The following is a 23,506-nucleotide window of genomic DNA, read 5'->3' as shown; positions in this document are numbered from 1 at the left end:
TCATATTTAGCATTATTTTAATTTCTTCTCACGAAACGCTTGTTGCAGCTCCTTAAACATGAGATATCCATCTGTTTCCAAATAGGGAATCGGGAGTATTGAATTTATGCCAATAAAAATACTAAATACTTTTATAAATAGATGATCATACCCTATTAAAATACCCATGATAATATTTACAACCGCTGGCATCAGTAAAATAAGACTCTTTTTGAATAGATTCCAATTCTTCCTCTCTTCAAACGAGACAGAACAATTGATAATAATAGGTGAAATAGCCACTTTTTTCATTTTAATAAAAAAGAAATTCCCAATCACAACTCTATCTATTTTTCCACCAAAGAGAATAACAAAAAGTATATGGATGCATTCGTGTAAGACAAGAACAATCACCCAGCTTTTATAAATTTCTAGAAGCATTCTTTTTATCCCTATAGTTCATCAAAAATAATGTTGCCATAAACATCACTAACGAAATCCCAAGTGTAGGAAGCAACATAATAAATCCAGCCTTGCCACCTATAATAAGCTGATTCCATATCAAACAGATTGGTACACTCAACATGTAATCTATCATTAAAATCAAGTAAAGCATCCTCTTATTCTTGCTCGGTCTAAAATTCAAATTAGACATATCGTTTACGAATCCGCTAACTAAATTAAAAGATTTTCGCCCAAAGGTTAAAATCAATGCTGATATAATGACAGATAGAATAACTGATACTGAAATTATAAGCGTTAGTTTTTCTTTGTATAATGATAATTGAATAGCCTGATCAACATAATTGGATGCATATTGATAACTTGGACCATGTACTTCTAAATAATTTAACAATTCTAGTGGTTTATTTGTTTTTGTTTCTATAAAAATATTTGAAAAATTAGGCTCCTCGTATCCCTGCTTCTTCAGAGTAGCCAACATTTCATTTAATTGAGATGCATTTTCATTCGCTACCGTCGTTGCCCCATACTGCTGCATTTGATTCGAATAAGAAATCGCAGCTACTGGTGAATTGACAATTCCAACAATCTTAAACGGAACTCCTTGTATCACTACTCGTTCCCCGATAACTGACTCTTCCTCACTTGAACCATAGTTGAAAAACTTTTCTAATTGTGCAAATGATAGCGCGATTTCTTTTTCACCATCCTTAGGTAAACGCCCCTTAATCAACTTCGCACTGGCAACAGGAAAAGAGTTTTTATAATTAGGCGAACTTGTTACTATTTCTGGAAGCGACAGCAACTCGAGCTGTGAGTTATCCATTTTTAGCTCGTTTATATAACTTTGATTGATTATATAAATTTGATTGATATACTCTTTTTTGTATAAATCTGTTAGCTCATCTACTGAAAGATAGTTTGGCTTTTGAAACTTTTCTGCTGCCTCACTAGCTGTCATCACCGTATCAAAATATCTAGAGTGATTTTCACCAATATCTAACATCTCAAAATAAGTATCACTTGCCAGTTCGTTTTCCATAGGAACTGAATATAAGATAGTATTGGAAACGATAATAGTCAACAAGCTTGTCAAAACAAGAATAAAAAACAACATCAGCATATTGAATTTTGATTTAAGCAGATATAGGAATATTTTTCTTTTCAATACAAATTTCTTTTTTTTGCGCCTCAACATAAGCCTCTTCTAGTTCAATTAACGGTGAAACTTCTGCTTGCCCTTGATCGATGAAAATCGTTTTATCTGAGAATTTGTCCAATCGTTTATCATGACTAACTAAAAAAATAATTTTACTTTTCGATAACTCATTTAATACATCAGACAAAATTTCTGTCGAACGATTATCTAAATTATTCGTTGGTTCATCTAAAATAAGTATTTCTGTATCTAGTGATAAAGTACGAACTAGTTCTATTTTAACGAACTCACCACCACTTAATTCTTGAATATCTTTATCCAAATGGTACACGTCGATAGAAAAAAGATTACAATACTTCTCTACTAGTTGGGAATTTATTTCAGGAAAAGCTAAATATTTTCTTGCTGTTGTTTTGTATTTCCAATTTTTTTTGGGCAAAGTAAGCAATGTCTTGGGATTGGGCTTGCTTATTTTTTAATTCATTTTCAATAAAGGTTGTTTTCCCTCCACCATTGCTTCCAGTAATCATATAGATTCCTGGCTTTCTTATCGAAAAAATGCTAAATGCTTTTGTTGTACTCATAGGTTCACCTTTCTAATGCTATATTTAACAGTTTTAGGGATTAATATATAGGCAATAATATAAAATATTGTCGCCACGCCTATAATAGTTGTAATAAGAAAAGAGTGCGTTAATACCCACATAACACCCATATCAATTACTAAAATAGCGACAGAAAACAGTTTAAAATTTGCAACCGCATATGTCTTTTTCCTGAATTTCACTATATCTTTTTCATCGTATCCATAAAAAGCCAAAGTGCTATAACTATTTCTATAGTTGGCCTCATACATATACAGTAAGATGAATAATACTAACAATAGTAAACCTATAAAAAGCAGTACTTTTTTTTATTAACGCAAGAGAGCTACTATACTGATTAACCTCTGCATTTAATACTTCTGGTTCATAGCCTTTAATCAGCATTTTTTTTTGCATATAATTTATTCACTGCTAAAAAGTCATAAAACGAGTCGTCTTCCTTTAACTCCACTTGAGCCTCAGTTAACAGCGTATTATCCTGCCTAATTTCAGATAGAACTTTTGAATATAGTATGGGACTAAACTCCATCTCCATTTGGTTATCTAAAGTTTTATTATACTTAATGTCATATCCTAAGGTTTTTACTTCAGTTAAAGTCTCATCTGCTAACAGCGAATTGTCTGGTACATATAGTGACGGACTTTCGTTATCTTGAAAATAACTCCCATCATCTACAATTAATTCCACATCATCACTAAGTTTTAAGTCGCGCCTTAACTTATCGATCATTAGCGCCTTAATATCCATAAATTCTTTAGACTCCGGATTGTATAGCTCCAAGAAAAATATGTTTTTATATGTATTACTCTTTAATTTTATCGCTTGTTCGAGATACTCATCTTCATTGATGCGTTTTTCTTCGCTAAAAAATTGGCTTTTTATTAAATTTAGTCGCTGATTGCACAAGTAGCGTATTAATAGACTCATTATTATCGTATAAAGAAGCATCACTGCTATACAACGTAGCCAGCTGATATGTTCCCTTCTTACTAGTAGGTTTTGTTTCTTCATTATTTGTCATGATTAATATTCCCAAGCAAATGGCAAATAGTGTGGTACACAAAAGATAAAACACATAAAGAAAATATGTTTTTCTTGGTTTTAATTTAATTTCGCGTTTTAGACTATCCTCTTTATCAAAGTTAATTCCGCCAATAATAAGTTCTTCAGCCTCATTGTAAACTTTACCATTATTAATAGTAAGTCTTTTTTCATATTCTGTGAATCGATCATCATGCGTTATTAAAAGTACTTTCTTCCTTCGTGCCACTTGATAAATCATTTGCTTTACTTTTTCAAAAATAATGATATCTAAATCATTGGATGGTTCATCAAGAATAAGAACCTCTTGTTCTGATAAAACTACCCTCAACAAATTAACTAATCTTTTTTCGCCACCACTCAAATATTTACTTTTTTTGGTGAGCAAATAATCTAATTTATAACTTTTCAAAAAATTAATAACCATTTCTTCTGAAAGTACATTCATTGTAATATTAGTTAAAACAGTTTCTTGCTCCAATATTTGATTATCGTCTTGTTTCATCATGCAACATATATTTCTGTTCTCTTTCAATATCCCTTTTGCTAATGTAGTTTTCCCTGCTCCATTTTTCCCACTAAGTATATATACACCATTATGAATGATATGCAATTTTATTATCCCTCTTTTTAGTTTAGATGAATGAAAAGCTCTGCTGAGATTTTTAAAGCACGAATAAATCTATAAGCATCTGAGATTTCACATTTTTATTAGTATTTTTCATCAATTTGTATGAATATTTGTCTTTTCCATTTGTAGAATGTGCAAAAAACTCGCCGTAATAAGTATTATTTTTTGTGGTGTAACCATTATTGTATTCCAGGATATAATTCCCATTATTTTTCTTGTAATATATACTATACCTTGTTTTTGCCGTTCCAGATTTTTGATTTACCCCATAGTATACTTTACCGCTAGTCCAATGTTTTTTAGTTTCAATGGCTGAGGCACTCTGATTTTTCTGATACGTATTACTCCATTGATAACTGGCATCAACTCCCCGAACAGTGTACCTTGCTTGTATAGTCGAAACTGCCAAGGATGCTATTGCCACAACCAAGCTAGCAACTGCAAGTATTACTACCCAAGTTACTTTCGTTTTCCTCAAATTAACTCCCCCTATATTCTCGCTCTCCACCCATCTGTGAAAATCGTAACATAATAAATTGGTTAATGCAACATAATTTTGGATAATACTTCTTTTCTACATGTATCAACTATATTTCACACAAAAAGCACCCTATCTAAGACAGGATGCTCCTTTTCGAACCTTATTAAACTAAATCACTGCCATTACTCTCAATCACTTTTTTATACCAATGGAACGATTTCTTCTTAGAACGATCAAGCGTCCCTTTCCCTTCATTATCGCGGTCAACATAGATGAAACCGTAACGCTTCTTCATCTCGCCAGAACCAGCGCTGACAAGGTCGATACAACCCCACGGCGTATAGCCAATCAAATCAACACCGTCCTCGATCGCCTCTCCCATTTCGCGCACGTGCTCCCGCATGTAATCAATCCGGTAATCATCGTTAATCGAGCCATCAGCCTCAACCGTATCCACTGCACCAAGACCATTTTCCACGACAAAAAGTGGTTTTTGATAACGATCGTAAATCGCATTCATCGTAATACGCAGACCAAGTGGATCGATTTGCCAGCCCCACTCGCTCGCTTCCAAATTCGGATTACGCAATGTCGCAAAAACGTTGCCCTCGGTCTCTTTCATCACTTCAGGATCCGCACTTGTCAGACGAGAAGAATAATAACTAAACGCCACATAGTCCACCGTATGATTTTTCAGAACGTCCAAATCGCCGTCTTCCATCACTAAGTTAATGTTGTGCTCCTTGAAGAAACGCTTGCTATAGCTTGGATAGTAGCCGCGCGCCTGCACATCAATGAAGAAATAACCCTCACGATCCGCTTGCATGGCTTTCCAAACATCTTTCGGGTCACACGAGAATGCATACGTCGAACCAGCCGCCAACATACAACCAACCTGGTTTTCCGAATCAACCTCATGCGCCAATTTCGTCGCCATCGCAGAAGCCACCAACTGGTGATGCGCCGCTTGATACTTCGCCTCTTCCGGATTCGCTTCCCCATTCACGTCCATGCCACCACCGAAAAACGGCAGATGCAAAATCATATTAATCTCGTTAAACGTCATCCAATACTTCACTTTTCCTTTATAACGATTAAAAATAACCTCACAGAAATTCATATAAAAATCGATACATTTGCGATTCTTCCAGCCACCATAATTTTTGAAAAGCTCCACCGGCGTGTCAAAATGATTAATCGTCACGACAGGCTCAATGCCATATTTCGCACACTCATCAAAAACGCGATCATAAAACTCAAGGCCCGCCTCATTCGGTGTCGCATCATCGCCATTTGGGAAAATACGCGGCCAGCTAATCGACAAACGGAACGACTTGAATCCCATTTCCGCAAACAACGCAATATCCTCTTTATAACGGTGATAAAAATCGATCGACTCATGGCTCGGATAATAATCATATTTCGTTTCCAGCGCTTTCGTCGGATTCATAACCGCATCCCAACGCCCTCCTTCAACAGACGGCAAAACATCGACAGGCGACAAGCCCTTGCCATCCTCTAAATACGCGCCCTCACATTGATTGGCAGCAACCGCGCCGCCCCATAAAAATCCTTCTGGAAATGGTGATTTTGTCATAATAATTTCTCTCCTCTTGTTTATAAATTAGGTAACTCTATAGCTGCATCCTTATCCAATATAACCGTAATTGACGGATGCAATTGTAAAATGGAAGATGGCACAGCGTTCGTTACTTCGCCGAAAAAGGCTTTTTTCACGATTTCCGCTTTATGCTTCCCATTCGCAAACATAATAATATTTTTCGCCTGCATCACCGCTTTTGGCCCCATTGTTACATAAAAATCCGGAACCTTCGACGCATCTCCGCCAACCTCACCAAGCAAAATCTCTTTCATCTCAGGCGTCGTTGGAACCGCAACCGTCTCATCATGAACGTCCGTCGTATCCGGCAAATTCCCACAAAAATGTCCGTCTGCGCCAATACCAAGCAGCATCACATCAAGCCCGCCGTCCGCTTTCAACCTCGCGTCATGCGTCTCATAATTCGTTTCATCCAACACATGAATCTGCTCCGTCGGAATCCCCGCTGGCGTGAAAAACGACTTCGCCAAATTACTAATCGTCACACCCGGCTCACCAGTCCCTTTGAGCGGGATCTCATCAAAATTGTAATAATGCACATTATCAAAATATGATTTCCCTTTCACCTGCGGAACAAGTTGCTCATACATCCGAAGTGGCGTATTCCCAGCCGTAATCGACATATTGACGCGGCGATCCTGATACATATAGCCCAATAAATGTTGTCCTGCAACCGTACTCATTTCTTCATACGAATCTGTGATAATAAATTTCAAAAAATCAGCTCCCAATCTTTATCTATATTTTATAACCTAAAATAAGTGTAAACTGTGTAATGCATTGCAGGTCAAGCGAAAAGCTGAAAGAGCCCGTTTTAACTCCGAAAAAAATTTTAAACAGGCGCAGTGAAAACCCGTTCTTGGTTTTTGTGGAGGCTGTGTAAATTTCGAGGAGTTGGCTCTTGAAGCTGGATCAAGCGAAAAGCTGTGCGTGCCTGTTAGACTCGACAGAAATTGTTAGAGAGCGCAGTGAAAACCATCTTTTGGTTTTTGCGGAGGTCACGAAATTTCCGAGAGTCTGGCGCGTGAAGTTGGATCCGACAAAAACAACCCAAACCAATAACAATCCTGAGCACGCAAAAAATACGTCTCACGCTTGCCATCAATTCAGGTTATGCCTGGTCGCACCAGTAGCAATCCATCATTCGATCGTCATCCTTATTCATTTGTCCGATTCCGCTCCGTCACCCGATGAATATGAAGCGTCAAATACACCCGTTCATCCTTCGTAAGCGTTGCGTGATGCGCCTTTTGCAAATACGCATCAATTTTCCCCGTACACGCAAAGCTCTCCGGATATTTCACCTGCACCTGATCAAACAGGAAATCATCGCCAGAATCCACAATCTCATTCCGCAAAAGCCGCTGCGCAAAATACTGCAAATGCGTCACAAAACGCGTATAATTCAGCGACGACTCATCCAACACCACATTAAAATGATACGTCACAATGTTCAGCACATCCTGCACAACCTGCGTCATATCAACCGTCGTCTTCATCGCCTGACCATCCGTCCGCGCATTCACAATATGAAGCGCAATAAACCCAGCCTCATCCTCACCAAGCTGAATCCCGAGCCGCTCCTTAATAATCTCCAGCGCCTTCAGACCAATCTTAAATTCATCCTTGTAAAACTTCTTAATTTCCCACAACATCACATTGCGGATCGACATACCTTTTTCATGGCGCGTAATCGCAAAACTAATATGATCCGTGAGCGTTAAATACACATTATCACTAATTTTCGCATCAAAAGTTTCCTTCGCATAATTCACAATCTCATCCGCTATTTCCAAATGAATCGCAGGAATTTCGCCAAGTAAATCCATCAATTTCTCAGACAATTCGTCCGTTTCCAAAACAAAAACCTTCTCAATCACCGCATCATCAATAATATCATCCATCTTCTTCTGGAATCCAACACCCTTGCCCATTATAACGAGCTCATGTCCCTGCTCATTCACCGCCAGAGCAACATTATTATTAATCGCTTTAATAATCTTCATAGAAGCCTCCTCGCTTTCATGGACGAAAAAAATACCAATATCACACGAACCCACACGTACTCCAATACGTGCTCCCCCGTCGATGTTGGTAATGCCTGATCGAATCAGTAACAACCCTTTTCCTATGCCTAAGTATAGCACCCTTTCGAAAGCGCTGTCAACGGAATTTTGCAAATTTATTCGAAGCTTTCCGTCTTACTGTATAAATACGCCAATTCCATCATCGACTTCCTTACAATCTCTTCCATAGCAACACATTTCACCGCTTCCTCTTTCGGAATAATCCGCCCAATTCGCAGCCATTTTTCCGAATTTTCCAAGAGCGCATGAACCGGCTCCGGGTCCTCCAAATAATCCGCCAACGCCACAAAATTATCCGGCTCATCCTCATACGACGTCCAAACCCAATACTCCCGCACATCGATCCCCAACTCCCGAATCCACTCCGGCAAAAACGCCACCCATTTCGCGTGATCCTTATAACTCGTCACCGAATCCGAACTCCGATACGCATGCCACTCCAAATAAATCCGAAAATTATTCTTGTTCAGCAAAATCGCCACCATACTCGCTGAATCCTGCCGCGACAGCCCCTTATAAAACGCCCAAAAATGCGACCGAACCTGCCACCCATTCGTCCAACTCTCCACTTTCGGCTTCCCAAAGCCAACCGTTTCCCGCTGACACAACGCCACAAATTCCTTCCAAACATCCCACCTAGCCTTATATTCCGCCTTCACACCCTCCACCAGCGTCGGCGTAAACTCCTTCATTTGCCGAAACTGAAAATAATCCCGATCAAAAAGCGCAAAATCTTCCTCATAAAATCGCACGATGTACCACTCCTTTTTGCAAGTATCTACTATATTATAATTATACACTATTTTACCGCCGATACGACAGACTAAAAAGGCTTGCGATGAGAGCAAGCCTTGCAGTCATGACAATATTTTCACTCCGAATATGGCGAGTATCAAGATCACCGAACATGCCATTTGAACTGGAAACAACAAATATACCGCTGTTATAAACAAACGATGGAGTCGCTTATATCTCTCATATCGAGATGAGATTGCAATAGAAAAAGTAAGTATTCCCAGCAAAATTGCTACTATGCTGTTAAGATATAGTATGTTGTCCCTTCTAAATCACCTCAAAAACTGTACATCCATTCCCACTATCACTCCTGCATTCTCGTAATATCAATATACATAAGCTCTTTTTCGTCCAACTTATCCTAATAGATTTGATAAGAGTAGTACTATTGCGATTACTGTAGCCATTACTAACAGCAGTTTACCAGTGTAACGATATTTTTTATTCTGCTTGTATTTGCTCTGTAAAAAAAAAGAAACTACTCAAAGCTAAAACTGATATCAACATCGGCACAAAGTTTATAAAACTCATTTCACTTACCTTGTGGGCTTGTCTTATATACAGCTGCCCACGTCACACTTAAAATGATACCTCGATTAGTTTTGGCATTGGTCTGACTTACACTATTGGATATAGACCCCCAATACGATGCATTCAGACCTAGAAATGCCGTTGCTGGGAATAAAGCTAAATATGACGTTGCCACGACTCCATAACCTGCTCCTCTTGATATTCTTCCAAACGCACTTGCCGCAGCAGTTGCTTTACTCTTAGAATAGTAATAACTTATTCCCCACCATTTAACAACAACCTTATTCTGATTTGCTTGAAGCAAGTTGCTAATACTCGTCACAACTCCATCATCTTCAATAATCGCCTTATTTTGTGCCACATCCGCATTAATCTGCTCAACCCCAGTTTTCATCGCTTGAACAGTCTCTGCACCATACTCGGATTCCAATTTTTTTTGGTATTGGAGCCACATCAAAATAGCCATCCTTCACGCTAACATAGGGATCCATATCGTCAACGAGATTGGCAAAAGCTTGTTCCGAAGCATCATCTTCCGTCACACTAATATTCTCATTCTGATGAAGCGCGATAGTTTCACCATTTACATCATATGCAGTCACACGCGTGTAATAATCTGTACTAATTGGCAGACTCGGATTATTTAGTTGATAAACCGGACTTGGGTCAGCCGCAACTTCGACTCCTAATCCATCACTGTGAAGCCCCTTCTTACCGCGAGTAACCTCTTCTCTGCTAGGCCAAATCCCTTTTTCAAGCGAACTCCAATCTAGCTCATTTTTGACATCATAAGGATAGTAGAGCTTTCCGTCAAATACCCAAACCTTGTACCCCATGGCCTGATCTACTGCATCCCAAGTGGCACTCAAAACACCAGAGTTTTCATCCACTTTAGGCGCTACCATATTCACATTATCAATATCAGCAAAGGGCATCATTGGTGATATAATATCAGAAGGTGCTGAGTCTCCATCTGGATACACGGCAATAATACGCACAAAATGTGTCAATCTTGAGCTGTAATCTGTTTTTTTTCGTTGCTTTATAAGCATTTTGATATGTTCTTGAAGGATCCAAAGCTAAATCTGTACCCTTACCATCAGTGTGTAACAAGTACTTATCTGCGCTAGTCTCACTTGCAGTCGGCCATACTCCCTGCCCCTTCGTTGACCAGTTTAAAACATTTCCTACATCAATAAAATCATACGTAACTCCATTAAATAAACCCACTTTATATCCAATAGCTCCCGTCAACGCTTGCCATCTAATATCAAGGTATCCTTTATTTGAACTACCTTCCAAAGCATAACTCTTAGCAATTGGTACTGTCATTTTTTCTGAACTTGTCGCAGTGGCCTTTAATAACCGTGCAAATTGACCTTCTGGAAAATCTTGTTCTACTGGCGCCACATTGACAACCCTAGTTGGCAATTCTTGTTCGCTTGCTCTTACCACTTCATTTGGAGGAATTGTCGATATTATCAAACATAGCGACACCAAAACCAAAACAGCTTTCATTACTCTTTTTTTCATCTCTCTATCTCCCTTACCCTTAAATTGAGCAAGACCACTCAACCTCAAAACAGCCTTACCAAACTCAGCATATCAAAAATAAACTCCAAATAAATACAATACTTCCCCTCTCGAAGGACTATTACGACATATTTTTTACAATTTCGTCACATTTAATAAAAAACCTAAGCATGATAAGCCTCAGAATATCCAGCTCCATCAAACTTAGGTCCATGCATCATTTTTCAATCCTTTTTAAAAACTCCCAAAACAAACCGAACCGTTTCCTCCATCACATCTTCCGCTTGAGGCGCGTCCCCAATCTTGTCGATAAACGCATGAATCATCCCATTATATTGGATATATTCCGTCGCCACGCCATTTTCACGTAATTTCGCTACTAAAACCTCATTTTGCAACCGCAACGGATCAAACTCGCCCACAGCAAGCAGCGTTGGTGGAAGTTCTGCTAAGCGCTCCAAATAAATCGGCGACACAAAAGGATTTTTCGTATTCTCCTGATTTTCCAAATACATCTCATCCACTTTGAAATCCAATCCGCCAAATCCAGCAACATAGCCCGCAACGAGCTCTGCATCAGCCTTTGCACCTAAACGCGTCGCATCCCAAAGCTCACCTTGCCCATCGATTCCCCGCGCAACCGTCGGATAAAGCAGTACCTGCGCGCCAATATAATTCGTTCCAAACGCCCGGTCCAACAAACTTACAGCGATGCTCAAATTCCCGCCAGCCGAATCACCAGCGACTGCAATTTTCTCCTTCAAAATTCCCAACTTCTCCGCATTCCGATACACCCATTTCATCGCACGATACGAATCAAGCAACCCGTCCGGATACGGTTTTTCAGGAGCCAGCGAATAATCCACCGAAACCACCACAATATCCCCTTTATCAGCCAACGTTCGGCATGGATGCTCCACATTATCCAGCGATCCACCGAAAAATCCGCCACCGTGGAAAAAGACAATAGCCGGCACAGCCTGCTTTAACGACGACTTCCGATAAATCCGCACAGGAATATTACCATCCGCAACGTCATTCTCTATCGACAACGGATTCACCGATATATCCCTGCTCGGCCATCCCATACTCGCCCGTAATGCTTCAATCGACACCACTTGATCCTGCTCGGCAGGCGCTTCTTTCGGCATTAACTCCCGCTTTGTCGCCTCATCCAAATACCCCGATTCCTGCAAACCAGGAACAAACTTCACCCATTTCTCCGCATTCCCAGCCTTCGTTTTCAACAATTCCTTCGCCTCTTGATAATCCACCTTACATCTCCTCCTTCACGTGTTTTCTCGCTTCCAATTCCCGCGTCATGACATCGTTCACTTTGTCCAAATTGTAGAACATCATCACTCCCGCCGCCAAAATAACACCGATAATTGGAACCCAAATATAGCTCCATTCAATCGCCATCAAAGCCGAAGCACTCTGCGTTTGATTTGGCACATAACCACCAGCCGACAACAGCCAACCAGAGATCGCACCCCCGACACCCATCCCAATTTTAACGCCCATCGTCGGTGCCGAAGGCAAGAACCCTTGCGCCCGAATCCCCGTTTTCCATTCTCCATAATCCACCGTATCCGCCACCATCGTGAACAAAACCGGCTGAATCAATCCGAGTCCCAAAACCCCAACGATCGCTCCCGTAAACAGCAAGATCACCGAATCATTTCCACTCGAAATCCAAACAACCAACTGCCCCAATCCAAAAATCCCCAAACCAACCAACATCATCGCCCGTTTCGTAAAAATCGAAGCCAATTTCGGAACACAAATCGTTGCCACAATACTCAGCGTCGAAACCCCTAATATCGCCGCCGCTAAATCCGGCCGCCCAAAATTATACGTCATATAATACATCGTCGACTGCATCTTGATTGTGAACACCAAGAAATATATGAATGCAAAAATCACCATCGCAATCCACGGTTTATTTTTCCGCATCACAAGCAATAAATCCTTGAATTCAATTTTCTCCTTATCAGAAATCGAGCCCACTTTTTCACGCACATTTTTAAAAGCAATAAAGAAGAAAATGCCCGCAAAAATGGCCAAGATAACGACCGTCCAAAAGAAACCTTTCTGCTTATCGCCCTGTCCCAGCAAATCGACCATTGGCAAAACACAAATACTCACAACCGCACTACCAATCGCCGCAAAAATCATGCGCACCGTCACAATCACCGTTCGCTCTTTCGGACTACTCGACAAACTAGGCAAAATCGAAGTAACCGGAACATTAATCGCCGAGTACAGAAAACTAAGCATCATATACGTTATGTACGCGTACACAATTTTACCCGTCAAACTCAAATCCGGCGTCGTAAACGTCAGCACGAAAACAACCGCAAGAGGTATCGCCAGCCACAGGAAATAAGGCCTTGATTTCCCCCATCGCGTATTCGTCCGATCAATCAAAATACCGAAAACAGGGCCATCAAACGCATCAATACACCGCGTAACTAGAAAAAGCGTTCCCACCGTCGCTGCCCCAATCCCAAAAACATCCGTATAAAAATAAATCAAATACGTGCTAATCATCGCAAACACAAAATTCGATGCCGTATCACTCAAACCATAGCTGATTCTTTCCTTCCACGACGTTTGTTTATCAAACATGCTGTCTCCTCCTCAAACTCAAAATGAAAGCGCCTTCTTCACTTCTTATTTTAGAGGATAAATCAGCCTGTAACCCGTCTTTTTTTAGTCATTATACCGTCAAATTATGATTTTTCCCTTGCACTCGATATTTATTAGGTGTCATTTTATACACTTTTTTGAAAACCCGCGTAAACGACTTGTCATTCGGAAACCCACAAGAATGCGCAATATAACTAATCGTTTTATCCGTATTCATCAACAATTGATGCGCCTTCCCGAGCCTAATCAACTCCAAATACTCCAACACCGTATTTCCCATATAACGCTTGAAAAACCGCGAAAAATACTCCGGCGTTAAGTTAAAATGCGCCGCCAAATCAGAAACCGCAAGTTCCTCCGCATAACCATGCTTCATGTAAGCAATCACCTCCGTCAAACGCGCCAAATGCTTCTCCGTCGTAACCAAAGTCGCACTCTTCTTCTGCACCGAGTAACACTTCACCAAAAGATACAACACATCATATATAATCGCCGTAAGCCGCAACGAAGATAGCCCCCGATCTCCCGACTCCGACTCCACAATAAAATCAAAAAGCAGATCCTGCAATCGCGATAACGAGCCACCCTCTACTTCCTTCAAAAAACAACAAAACTCCAATTCCGCAATATTCGGCACATGCTGCTGCAAAAACGAGTACGGAAAAAAGATCGACAACGCCTTCCGTTTTTCCTCAAAAAGCGGCAATATCGAGTGAATCGCATTCGAATTAATAATCAGAATGTCTCCTGCTTTCGTCGTATAATTTTTCCCATCGATATAAAAATTTTGTATCGAACCACGCATCGTATAACTAATCTCCATCGCCTCATGCCAATGTCTCGGCACAGAAGCCGCATCAGGTGCCGTATGAATAATATACTTCACCGGAATATTCGCGTCCGCCTCAATCATCTCATGCGTAAACTCCATTTTCGCACCTCCTCCTCACTCGAATCGCAAGAAATAATTATACAAAGCGCCGTATAAATTCGCGTCATTTTGGAAGCGACACGCCACAATATTCGGTTTCGCCGCATGAAAAGGAGACACCCTCACAATCTCTTTCACCGCTAGATGAAGTTTTTCAATCACGATTTCCTGTGCACTAATCCCGCCGCCAATCGCAATAATCTCCGGATCAATCAAATATTGAATACTCATAAGCTGCGATGCCAATGCATAAATATACTCATCAAAAATCGCGATTGCCTCTGAATCCCCTTGATGAATAAACTGAAAACATGCCTCCCCATCCTTCTTATCCGCCAGTCCTTTCGCCGTCGCAATCCTAGAAATCAGTTGCACCGCCGATCCCGTCATCCCGAAAACCTCGCCCTTCAACGTTTTCGTATCAAAATCCGTCTGAACATAGCTAACCTCACCCGCCATCAGATTAAATCCATTATAAAGCTTCCCATCCAAGATAACCCCGCCACCAACACCAGTTCCAAGAGTAAGCACCACCGCGCTATCCACGCCTTTCGCCACACCCATCCACAGTTCCGCAAGCGCCGCACTCTTCGCATCATTTTGAATCACCGCGGGCACACCGCACGCTTCCGTCAACATCGCCGCCAAGTTTTTTTCATGCATAAATGGAAATGATCCACCTTTATAAATAATGCCTGTTTTCGTATCCACAATTCCCGGACAACTCACCGCAATGCCACGCACATCTTCTTTATACGGCTGAAATTTCTCCACCATTTGCGCGACCAGATCCTCCGCACTTTTCACATTAGTTGGAAACTTATCCTTCATGACCACCGTTCCCGCCCGATCCATCAACGCATATTTAATAAAAGTTCCACCAAGATCGTATACAAAATACATAAACATTGCCTCTCCTTCTACGCCATTTCCCCCATTATAAGCCCTTACATTTGTTTTTGCCCACTAATTACTGATCCAATTACCGTCAAATTATGATCCATAACAAAGAAACGCGCTACTCCAACAAGAAGCAAGCGCGTAACCATGATTTATTTTTTCGGTGCCGTAATCACTTCCACGCCACCCATATAATTTTGCAATACTTTCGGAACCGCGACAGAACCATCAGCCAACTGATAATTCTCCAAAATCGCTGCAACCGTGCGGCCAATCGCAAGCCCAGAACCATTCAGCGTATGCACAAATTCCGGTTTCGCACCTGGCTCACGACGGAAACGAATATTCGCACGACGCGCTTGGAACGCCTCAAAATTACTACAAGAAGAAATCTCGCGGTAGCTGTCACCGCTCGGAATCCACACTTCAATATCGTATTTTTTCGCAGCCGTGAACCCTAAATCAGCGGTACACATGCTAAGCACACGATACGGCAATTCCAACAGACGCAACACCTCTTCTGCGTTATCCGTCAATGCCTCAAGCGCCGCATAAGAATCCTCAGGTTTCACAAACTGGACCATCTCCACCTTGTTAAACTGATGTTGGCGAATCAAACCACGCGTATCACGTCCTGCAGAACCCGCCTCGGAACGGAAACATGCACTGTAAGCCGTATACTTTTGTGGCAAGTCATCCACATTCATAATTTGATCACGATGGTAGTTCGTCACTGGAACCTCCGCCGTCGGAATCAAGAAATAGTCCTCCTTCTCAATCAAGAACGCATCCTCCTCAAACTTCGGCAACTGCCCAGTCCCCGTCATACTATCACGATTCACCATATACGGCGGCAACATCTCATCATACCCGTGCTCCGTAGCATGCAAATCCATCATAAAATTAATCAACGCCCGCTCCAGTCTAGCACCCAGTTTCTTATAAAAAACAAACCGGCTTCCCGCAACCTTCGCTGCATTCTCAAAATCCAAAATTCCTAAATCCGTACCCAAATCCCAATGCGCTTTTGGCTCAAAATCAAACGTCCGAACCTCGCCCCATTTACGAACCTCCACATTATCATCTTCTGTATCACCAATCGGCGTAGACTCATGCGGGATATTCGGAATCGCCATCAAAATATGGCGCAACTTCTCATCAATCTCGTTCAACTCAATATCAAACGTCTTAATCCGATCGCCGACCACACGCATTTCCTCAATTTTCGCGTCCGCATCCTGCTTATCACGCTTCAACTGCGCAATCTCCTGCGAAACCTCATTACGCTGACTCTTAAGCGTCTCCACTTCAATAATCAACGTCCGACGCCGCGTATCAAGCGCACCAAACTTTTCAAATTCCCCAAGCTCTTCCCCACGATGCGACAACTTCGCCTTCACACCTTCAAAATCCTCACGTAATAACTTAACATCCAACATCTCTTTTCCTCCTCACAAAATGGTAGTCTCGACTCTTATTTGGTTTGAAATTCGGTCCAGTCACGTTTCGCGTAAAGAAAACTGAAGGATTAACACTGCGCTTCGCTCCGTCTTATATTCGGACTCTAAGAAAGCACAATACGCTTTCTAAAAGTCCAAACAAAAAGACCTCCAAATCTCTCCCCAAATAAATACATGGAAAGGGACGGAAGTACCGCGTTGCCACCCTAATTGAGTCCGAGAAACATCCCAAACTCCAGCTCAATTGATATAACGGTTCCCACCGAAGCAGATTACTCACATTTCCTCTGCTCACTCCAAGACGGATTCATAAAAGCGTTCCTACTGATTCCCACCAACCATCAGCTCTCTAAAAAGCACAACTTCTACTACTAGCTCTTGTCAACGTTTTAATTCATTATTTAAGAACATTCTACCCCATAACCCCAGAATTAGCAAGCCAAAACAGAAAACTTCCCACCATTCAAAATTTGTAATATCCACCTAAAAATTGCATTACATAATCATCAGAGAAACCCTGAAAACCCATGCTATAATAGGCTTACAAACAAGTTTGTGATGTGGTTGGCAGCCTAGCTATGAAAGTAGGTGATGCCATGTTGTTCGTGGTTTCTTCCAGAAAGGAAAAAGCATGACTGTATTCGAGTCCCTTACGCTAATGATTGCCTTCGCAGCATTAGTCGTAGCGATAATGGACAGTAAAGACGATAAAAAGTAAAAACCACTCCTAAGCTTGACGGCTGAGTGGCTTTTGAAACAAATATAGGTTGTCACCATCTTAAATGGTGTTTGTAATTGGAAGTTGTGTTTGCCGCACAACTTCCTTTTCTCATTCATTATAACAATTCTCCTCATCCTTTGCAATCATCCTCCTCACCCCCGAATTTCAACCCAACAAAGTTTGTGAAATCACAAGTCTGCTTATTGGACAAACAGTAACTAGTTTGCTATAAATAGGGTGGACGTATATCCATTGAAATTCCATTTAGGAGTGATATTGTGATCCTGTTAATCGATAATTACGACTCGTTTACATACAACTTATATCAATATTTATTAGAGCTCGGCAAAGAAGTCCGCGTTGTGAAAAACGACCAAATAACCCTGGTCGAAGTTTGTGAAATAAATCCCGAATCGATTGTCATTTCACCTGGACCCGGTACACCTGATGACGCGGGAATCAGTCTAGCCATCATCCACGAGTTTGCCGATAAAATCCCTATTCTTGGCATCTGTTTAGGGCACCAAGCTATCGTTCAAGCATTTGGCGGTGAAATCATTCGCGCTCCTGAACCCGTTCACGGCAAAACCTCGATAATTACAAATGATCAAGAAGGCGTGTTTACAAGCTTAAGCGCGCGTTTTGCTGTGACCAGATATCATTCACTTATAGCCACAGAATCCCATTTTCCAAACGAACTAATCATCACCGCAAAAACCGAGGACAATCTTATCATGGCCGTTCGCCACCGCAAATTTTTAATCGAAGGCGTTCAGTTTCATCCCGAAGCCATTCTGTCCGAGCACGGACACGAAATCTTGGAGAACTTTGTAAAACTAACGGAACGGAGCTACGAAAATGAAAATGCAGTTCGATTTTAAAGGAAAAACACAATTATTCTCGTCTCCCGAGGCCATTATTCAAACGGATAATCTAGATGACGTGATGGAACGCATGCAACAAGTCGAGCAGGCAGTTGACCTCGGCTATTATGTCGCGGGATACATTGGCTATGAATCAGCTGCAGCCTTCAATAAAAATTTAACCACACACCAACCGGGTAAAATGCCACTTCTTTGGTTTGGCGTTTTTCGTGAAATGCGTGAGATTGAGCAAATCACAACCCCACTGTCACAACCACCAAAATTAGATTGGCAACCAACCACCGATTACAGCTCCTATGCAAAAGGTATCCATTTTATTCGAGAACAAATCGCAGCAGGGAATACATATCAGACCAACTATACTATCCGGTTACAAAGCGATTTCACAGAGGAAGACGAAAACTTTTACGAACAGCTAAAAACGGCGCAACAAGCGGATTATTCAGCCTATTTATCAACAGGCAGGTTCCACATTCTATCCGCCTCGCCCGAACTTTTCTTTCATTGGAAGGACGGTGTCATCAAGACCAAACCGATGAAAGGCACAGCAAGGCGCGGCATGGCGCTAGAAGAAGATTTCAAAGCACGTGACTGGCTCGCAGCTTCCGCCAAAAATCAGGCAGAAAACGTAATGATAGTGGATTTATTGCGCAATGACCTTGGCCAAATTGCCAAACCGGGCTCCGTCAAAGTTCCCCATCTATTTGACGTCGAACGCTATCCGACCGTTTGGCAGATGACCTCGACAGTCGTAGCTGAAACATTGCCAGAAGTACATTTGACAGCTATTTTTGAAGCACTCTTTCCATGTGGCTCCATCACCGGTGCCCCGAAAGTGAAAACGATGCAACTTATAGCCGAATCAGAAACCTCTCCCCGCAACGTTTACTGTGGCGCGATCGGCTATGTTACACCAGATAAGGAAGCTATTTTTAACGTACCTATCCGAACGGTCGTGGTCGACACAGAAGAAAAAACAGCTGAATACGGCGTTGGCGGTGGCATCGTCTGGGACTCCCGTAGCGGTGCTGAGTACGAGGAAGTTCAAGCAAAAGCGGCCCTCCTCACCACCTATTTACCAAAATTCGAGCTGTTAGAAAGTCTACGTTTGGAAGATGGCACCTATTATCGTACCGACTTGCATCTAAAACGCATCGAAAAAAGCGCCCATTATTTTGGTTTCACGTGGAACATTGACGCCGCAAATGAGGCCCTATCAGTCTTCGCAAAAGAACACCCCAATGATATTTGGAAAGTACGCCTACTCTCAAGTAAAACAGGCGACATTACCGTAGAAGGTACACTCATCATTTCCGATCCGATTACATGGACCGCCCATTTTGCCGACAAATCCATTAACAGCAACGATCCATTTCTCTATCACAAAACGACCAACCGAACAATGTATGAAAAACGACGTCGGATTGACTACGATGAAACACTACTTTGGAACGAACGCGGCGAGATAACAGAATTCATCAACGGCAACCTGGTCGCAGAAATAGACGGGCAACTAGTCACACCAAAACAATCATCCGGCTTACTCGGAGGCACCATGCGTGAAACCCTTCTAGCAGAAAACACGATTACCGAGCGTGTCCTGCATCGCAATGATTTACTAAAAGCCACAAAAACCTGGCTAATCAACAGCGTCCGTGGCTGGGTCAATATCGATTTACATTAATGAAAGAAGACTCGCCAAACATTCATCAATTTCTCATTTAACTCACAGCAAGTTTTCCTTCCCAACCGTTAATATGTAAGTATAAGCTAACAACAACAAACGAACTTTCATTCTTTCCCCCCTTTTTGGATGAAAGCTCGTAAAACTCCCTTTTTGACCACCGTGGTTCCTCCCTTTTCCACGGTGGTTTTTTTTGTGTTTATTTATGTATTTTTTCTTCCTAACGCCGAACCTCAGCGGAGCGACAAGTAATTAGATCCTAGGAAAAAGCGAGTACCGACGCGGAGTGTACTCGAGTATGTTGACTAAAAACAGGGAGGGAGTCTTATCCCCGACCATGTGAGAAGTTATGCGGAACGTAGTGTAGAAGAGCATCGGAACGGAGCTTTTAACGACGGAGATGATTGCTTGTCGCTTCGCTGAATGTTGACATATCCAATCGGAATACATATAATTAATAAAAATAGTCAGAAAAGAGGAGGAACACCATGCATTTCACAAAAAAAAGCATTTGCAACAATATCACTAGTAAGCGTTTTATTTTTAGCAGCTTGCGGAGGTAGCACAAGCAAAACAAATGAAAAAGTACCGGAACAAATCAACTTTTTAGAAACTGGGGAATTGCTCACGCTCAATACGACCGCGGAGGAAGACTTTGTTAGTTTCACTGCGCAAAACCAAGTATTTGAGGGACTTTACACGTTAGATAAAAAAGATAATTTTGTACCTGGCGTCGCAGCAAGCATGCCAGTAATTAGCAAGGACCAGACGGAATATACGATAAAATTGAGAGATAACGCGAAATGGTCCGATGGTTCGCACGTCACAGCAGATGATTTTGTATACGCATGGCGACGAGCGGTTGACCCAAAAACAGCACCAAGTTATGCGGCACTTTTTAAAGATTCGATTAAAAATGCAACAGAAATTCACGAGGGGAAATTACCTGTATCGGAACTCGGCGTTACTGCACCCAACAAAGAAACCTTACAAATAACACTCAAGAAGCCGGTACCTTACTTCATCTCCCTATTATCATTCGAAACCTTTTTCCCCGCAAAAACAAGCTTTTGTGGAGAAGCAAGGTGACAAATATGGCACGGATGCAGCACACACATTATATAACGGGCCCTTCGTTATGAAAGACTGGGATGGAAATACCGCAAAAAAAATGGACCTATGCGAAAAACAACGAATACTGGGATAAAAAACAAATAACCATCGATGAAATCTCTGTACAAGTAGCAAAAGACATTAATGCTGGAGTAAATCTATACACGACAAAAGAAGCCGACCGTGCACCACTTTCCGGAGAATACGCGAAACAGTATAAAGATCGCTCCGATTTTCTAACCGAAAAAGACGCACTCATCAGCTATTTACGTTTAAATCAAAAACGTGACGGAAAAGCCACACCTCTTGCCAACAACGCCCTGCGTCACGCACTAAATTTAGCAGTGGATAAAAATGCACTAACCACCGAAATACTAGGTGACGGCTCATTTCCGGCGAATGGTTTATTGCCAAAAGATTTCGTGCAAAATCCAGAAACCGGTGCTGATTTCCGAACCGACAGCGGTGACCATCTCACTTTTAACAAAGCCGAAGCTAGCAAATATTTAGCCCAAGCAAAAAAAGAGCTAGGAACCGATACAATCACGCTCGAACTTTTAGGCGATGACCAAGATACGACAAAAACGATTTTCACCTTTCTAAAAGATCAATTTGAAAAAAATCTACCTGGTGTGACGATAAATATTAAAACCATGCCTGCCAAGAGCGCCACTGAGCTGACTCGAACTAGTAATTACGACCTTTCCCTTGCCGCTTGGATGCCTGACTTTAAGGACCCATGGACATATAGCAGTCTATTCCTATCTGATTACTATAACAACAGTATGAATTACAACAGTCCCAAATACGACCAAATCGTCAAATCCACTGACACAACATTAGCCACAGAACCAGTTGCACGATGGAACGCCTTTATCGATTCAGAAAAAGTACTACTTGACGATGACGCTGCAATCCTGCCACTATATCAACACCAAACAGCCGTATTACAAAACCCGAAAGTAACAGGCGTTCAAAAACACGCTTTCGGCTCACCATACAGCTATAAATTTATTGAAATGGCAAAAAACTAGGAAAATATTCATCAATTTCTTATTTAACTCACAGCAAGTTTTCCTTCCCAACCGTTAATATGTAAGTATAAGCTAACAACAACAAACGAACTTTCATTCTTTCCCCCCTTTTTGGATGAAAGCTCGTAAAACTCCCTTTTTGACCACCGTGGTTCCTCCCTTTTCCGCGGTGGTTTTTTTTGTGTTTATTTATGTATTTTTTCTTCCTAACGCCGAACCTCAGCGGAGCGACAACCGCTTAGATCCTAGACAAAAGCGAGTACCGACGCGGAATGTACTCAGGTACATTGACTGAAAACAGGGAGGGCGTCGTATCCCCGACCATGTAAGAAATTATGCGAAACAAAGTGTAGAAGAGCATCGGAACACAAGCTTCTAACGACGGAGATGAGCGGTTGCCGCTTCGCTGAACGATCGAGTAGGAGGAGCCGTTAGGCTCCGACCTCTCACACCACCGTACGTACCGTTCGGTATACGGCGGTTCAATAGCTTGAGTGTAGTGCCTCGTATCTTTTGGAGATATCTCTATATCCAATCGATACGAGGTATTTATCTGTTAGTGACCGATGTAATATAAAACTGCCCGAGATGCGCCAATACCCTTTTCGAGTGTTGGCCCATTGCCATGCTTGGTTTTTCTCGATACCTAGCTTTTGTAAACGTGTGTGTTTGGTGCGCACTTTCTTCCACTGCTTCCAAATGTACTGTCTAATGCGACGTTTAAGCCAACCATTTATTTCGGAAAGATAGGTTTTCATGGATGCAATACCGTAATAGTTTATCCAACCTCGTGTCACTCGATCCAGCTCTTGAAGAATATCCTCCGTAGCTTTGCCTCTATTTCGCTTCGTGATGTACTTTAACTTTTTCTTGAATCGTTGCTTTACTTCTTGATGTGGGCGTAATTGGACTCCCTTACTCGTTGGAAGCATACAGAAACCTAGAAACTTTCGTTTCGTTGGGCTTCCCACTTGGCTTTTTGTTTGATTGACCGTCAGGTATACTTTCTTTTCCAAAAATGTGGTGCAACTCGCCATGACTCGCTCGCCAGCACGCTTACTGCGGACATAAATGTTACAGTCATCCGCATAACGCACAAATAGATGCCCTCTCTGATGTAATTCTTCATCAAACGCGTGTAGATAGATATTGCTGAGAAGCGGAGATAGATTGCCTCCTTGTGGAGTCCCTCTCTTCGTTT

At 41.6% G+C, this 23,506-nt stretch carries 23 protein-coding genes, 1 pseudogene and 1 other annotated feature; of the genes and pseudogenes, 4 read left to right on the top strand and 20 right to left on the bottom strand.

The features are described 5' to 3' along the window. Window positions 1-12: 12 nt before the first annotated feature. The 19 genes from PCORN_RS07520 to serS all read right to left on the bottom strand — a co-directional run bounded on the left by PCORN_RS07520 (window position 13) and on the right by serS (window position 16,848). Window positions 13-420 (bottom strand): hypothetical protein, encoded by a 408-nt coding sequence (locus PCORN_RS07520; RefSeq protein ID WP_036079041.1) that lies wholly within the window; start codon window positions 418-420, stop codon window positions 13-15. Beyond that, window positions 401-1,609: an ABC transporter permease gene (locus PCORN_RS07515; RefSeq protein ID WP_241433116.1), complete on the bottom strand. Its 1,209-nt coding sequence runs from the start codon at window positions 1,607-1,609 to the stop codon at window positions 401-403. Before PCORN_RS07515 ends, PCORN_RS07520 begins: the two co-directional genes overlap by 20 nt. Continuing rightward, on the bottom strand, window positions 1,578-1,922 hold the full coding sequence (locus PCORN_RS20215) for an ATP-binding cassette domain-containing protein (RefSeq protein ID WP_241433115.1): 345 nt from the start codon (window positions 1,920-1,922) through the stop codon (window positions 1,578-1,580). The genes PCORN_RS07515 and PCORN_RS20215 overlap by 32 nt, the downstream gene beginning before the upstream one ends. Window positions 1,923-1,980: 58 nt before the next feature. Beyond that, window positions 1,981-2,184 carry a hypothetical protein gene (locus tag PCORN_RS20210; protein WP_241433114.1) on the bottom strand — a complete coding sequence of 68 codons (204 nt, stop codon included), beginning with the start codon at window positions 2,182-2,184 and terminating at the stop codon, window positions 1,981-1,983. Window positions 2,185-2,578: 394 nt separating this feature from the next. Further along, complete coding sequence (locus PCORN_RS20205) at window positions 2,579-2,953, bottom strand: hypothetical protein (protein WP_167330518.1); 375 nt, start codon at window positions 2,951-2,953, stop codon at window positions 2,579-2,581. Window positions 2,954-3,068: 115 nt separating this feature from the next. After that, the gene (locus tag PCORN_RS20200; protein WP_077913817.1) at window positions 3,069-3,860 is read right to left on the bottom strand and encodes an ATP-binding cassette domain-containing protein; all 792 of its coding nucleotides are present in this window, start codon (window positions 3,858-3,860) and stop codon (window positions 3,069-3,071) included. Window positions 3,861-3,912: 52 nt separating this feature from the next. Next, window positions 3,913-4,356 (bottom strand): hypothetical protein, encoded by a 444-nt coding sequence (locus PCORN_RS07505; protein WP_036079039.1) that lies wholly within the window; start codon window positions 4,354-4,356, stop codon window positions 3,913-3,915. 166 nt (window positions 4,357-4,522) lie between these two features. Further along, window positions 4,523-5,956 (bottom strand): 6-phospho-beta-glucosidase, encoded by a 1,434-nt coding sequence (locus PCORN_RS07500; protein ID WP_036079037.1) that lies wholly within the window; start codon window positions 5,954-5,956, stop codon window positions 4,523-4,525. A gap of 20 nt (window positions 5,957-5,976) precedes the next feature. Then, a complete protein-coding gene (locus tag PCORN_RS07495) occupies window positions 5,977-6,696 on the bottom strand; it encodes a glucosamine-6-phosphate deaminase (RefSeq protein ID WP_036079035.1) in 720 nt (239 codons plus the stop codon). Between the two features lie 441 nt (window positions 6,697-7,137). Next, window positions 7,138-7,986, bottom strand: coding sequence for a BglG family transcription antiterminator LicT (licT, locus tag PCORN_RS07490; RefSeq protein WP_036079033.1), 849 nt, complete (start codon window positions 7,984-7,986; stop codon window positions 7,138-7,140). Between the two features lie 176 nt (window positions 7,987-8,162). After that, a complete protein-coding gene (locus PCORN_RS07485) occupies window positions 8,163-8,819 on the bottom strand; it encodes an HI_0552 family protein (RefSeq protein ID WP_036079032.1) in 657 nt (218 codons plus the stop codon). Window positions 8,820-9,394: 575 nt separating this feature from the next. Continuing rightward, window positions 9,395-9,787 (bottom strand): hypothetical protein, encoded by a 393-nt coding sequence (locus tag PCORN_RS07480; RefSeq protein ID WP_036079030.1) that lies wholly within the window; start codon window positions 9,785-9,787, stop codon window positions 9,395-9,397. Then, window positions 9,771-10,391 (bottom strand): hypothetical protein, encoded by a 621-nt coding sequence (locus PCORN_RS07475; RefSeq protein WP_149024287.1) that lies wholly within the window; start codon window positions 10,389-10,391, stop codon window positions 9,771-9,773. The genes PCORN_RS07480 and PCORN_RS07475 overlap by 17 nt, the downstream gene beginning before the upstream one ends. Continuing rightward, on the bottom strand, window positions 10,345-10,926 hold the full coding sequence (locus tag PCORN_RS07470; protein WP_149024286.1) for a hypothetical protein: 582 nt from the start codon (window positions 10,924-10,926) through the stop codon (window positions 10,345-10,347). Before PCORN_RS07470 ends, PCORN_RS07475 begins: the two co-directional genes overlap by 47 nt. Before the next feature lie 224 nt (window positions 10,927-11,150). Continuing rightward, window positions 11,151-12,200 carry an alpha/beta hydrolase gene (locus tag PCORN_RS07465; protein ID WP_036079022.1) on the bottom strand — a complete coding sequence of 350 codons (1,050 nt, stop codon included), beginning with the start codon at window positions 12,198-12,200 and terminating at the stop codon, window positions 11,151-11,153. 1 nt (window position 12,201) lies between these two features. After that, window positions 12,202-13,557: a glycoside-pentoside-hexuronide (GPH):cation symporter gene (locus tag PCORN_RS07460; protein ID WP_036079019.1), complete on the bottom strand. Its 1,356-nt coding sequence runs from the start codon at window positions 13,555-13,557 to the stop codon at window positions 12,202-12,204. Between the two features lie 91 nt (window positions 13,558-13,648). Beyond that, entirely contained in the window at window positions 13,649-14,509 is an 861-nt protein-coding gene (locus PCORN_RS07455) for an AraC family transcriptional regulator (RefSeq protein ID WP_036079016.1), read from the bottom strand. Window positions 14,510-14,524: 15 nt separating this feature from the next. After that, window positions 14,525-15,412 (bottom strand): ROK family protein, encoded by an 888-nt coding sequence (locus tag PCORN_RS07450; RefSeq protein WP_036079014.1) that lies wholly within the window; start codon window positions 15,410-15,412, stop codon window positions 14,525-14,527. Window positions 15,413-15,561: 149 nt separating this feature from the next. Then, the gene (gene serS, locus PCORN_RS07445; RefSeq protein WP_036079010.1) at window positions 15,562-16,848 is read right to left on the bottom strand and encodes a serine--tRNA ligase; all 1,287 of its coding nucleotides are present in this window, start codon (window positions 16,846-16,848) and stop codon (window positions 15,562-15,564) included. A 198-nt stretch (window positions 16,849-17,046) separates the two neighbouring features. Next, window positions 17,047-17,263 (bottom strand) — a binding site (T-box leader). Between the two features lie 237 nt (window positions 17,264-17,500). On the opposite strand from serS, the gene PCORN_RS21265 reads away from it, so the two are divergent. The 4 genes and pseudogenes from PCORN_RS21265 to PCORN_RS07425 all read left to right on the top strand — a co-directional run bounded on the left by PCORN_RS21265 (window position 17,501) and on the right by PCORN_RS07425 (window position 22,305). Beyond that, complete coding sequence (locus PCORN_RS21265) at window positions 17,501-17,587, top strand: putative holin-like toxin (protein ID WP_420912023.1); 87 nt, start codon at window positions 17,501-17,503, stop codon at window positions 17,585-17,587. Window positions 17,588-17,868: 281 nt separating this feature from the next. Continuing rightward, entirely contained in the window at window positions 17,869-18,471 is a 603-nt protein-coding gene (locus PCORN_RS07435; RefSeq protein ID WP_036079004.1) for an anthranilate synthase component II, read from the top strand. Beyond that, window positions 18,449-20,158 (top strand): aminodeoxychorismate synthase component I, encoded by a 1,710-nt coding sequence (gene pabB / locus PCORN_RS07430; protein ID WP_036079001.1) that lies wholly within the window; start codon window positions 18,449-18,451, stop codon window positions 20,156-20,158. Before PCORN_RS07435 ends, pabB begins: the two co-directional genes overlap by 23 nt. 488 nt (window positions 20,159-20,646) lie before the next feature. Beyond that, a pseudogene (locus PCORN_RS07425) lies at window positions 20,647-22,305 on the top strand (peptide ABC transporter substrate-binding protein). A 482-nt stretch (window positions 22,306-22,787) separates the two neighbouring features. Here the strand turns inward: PCORN_RS07425 and PCORN_RS07420 are convergent. Next, window positions 22,788-23,506: group II intron maturase-specific domain-containing protein (locus PCORN_RS07420; protein ID WP_036078998.1), on the bottom strand; the 719-nt coding region annotated here is incomplete at its 5' end.

This window comes from Listeria cornellensis FSL F6-0969 (assembly GCF_000525855.1).
GTDB lineage: Bacteria > Bacillota > Bacilli > Lactobacillales > Listeriaceae > Listeria_A > Listeria_A cornellensis.
The sequence above is the reverse complement of the archived record's forward strand: the minus strand, read 5'-3'. Positions and strand labels throughout refer to the sequence as shown.

What these genes read in the sequence shown, in the direction of transcription:
- PCORN_RS07450 (WP_036079014.1), bottom strand. Translation starts at nt 15,412, where the DNA reads ATGTATTTTGTATACGATCTTGGTGGAACTTTTATTAAATATGCGTTG.
- PCORN_RS20205 (WP_167330518.1), bottom strand. Translation starts at nt 2,953, where the DNA reads ATGGATATTAAGGCGCTAATGATCGATAAGTTAAGGCGCGACTTAAAA.
- licT (WP_036079033.1), bottom strand. Translation starts at nt 7,986, where the DNA reads ATGAAGATTATTAAAGCGATTAATAATAATGTTGCTCTGGCGGTGAAT.
- serS (WP_036079010.1), bottom strand. Translation starts at nt 16,848, where the DNA reads ATGTTGGATGTTAAGTTATTACGTGAGGATTTTGAAGGTGTGAAGGCG.
- PCORN_RS07460 (WP_036079019.1), bottom strand. Translation starts at nt 13,557, where the DNA reads ATGTTTGATAAACAAACGTCGTGGAAGGAAAGAATCAGCTATGGTTTG.
- PCORN_RS07520 (WP_036079041.1), bottom strand. Translation starts at nt 420, where the DNA reads ATGCTTCTAGAAATTTATAAAAGCTGGGTGATTGTTCTTGTCTTACAC.
- pabB (WP_036079001.1), top strand. Translation starts at nt 18,449, where the DNA reads ATGAAAATGCAGTTCGATTTTAAAGGAAAAACACAATTATTCTCGTCT.
- PCORN_RS07480 (WP_036079030.1), bottom strand. Translation starts at nt 9,787, where the DNA reads ATGAAAACTGGGGTTGAGCAGATTAATGCGGATGTGGCACAAAATAAG.
- PCORN_RS07470 (WP_149024286.1), bottom strand. Translation starts at nt 10,926, where the DNA reads ATGAAAAAAAGAGTAATGAAAGCTGTTTTGGTTTTGGTGTCGCTATGT.
- PCORN_RS21265 (WP_420912023.1), top strand. Translation starts at nt 17,501, where the DNA reads ATGACTGTATTCGAGTCCCTTACGCTAATGATTGCCTTCGCAGCATTA.
- PCORN_RS20210 (WP_241433114.1), bottom strand. Translation starts at nt 2,184, where the DNA reads ATGAGTACAACAAAAGCATTTAGCATTTTTTCGATAAGAAAGCCAGGA.
- PCORN_RS07500 (WP_036079037.1), bottom strand. Translation starts at nt 5,956, where the DNA reads ATGACAAAATCACCATTTCCAGAAGGATTTTTATGGGGCGGCGCGGTT.
- PCORN_RS07455 (WP_036079016.1), bottom strand. Translation starts at nt 14,509, where the DNA reads ATGGAGTTTACGCATGAGATGATTGAGGCGGACGCGAATATTCCGGTG.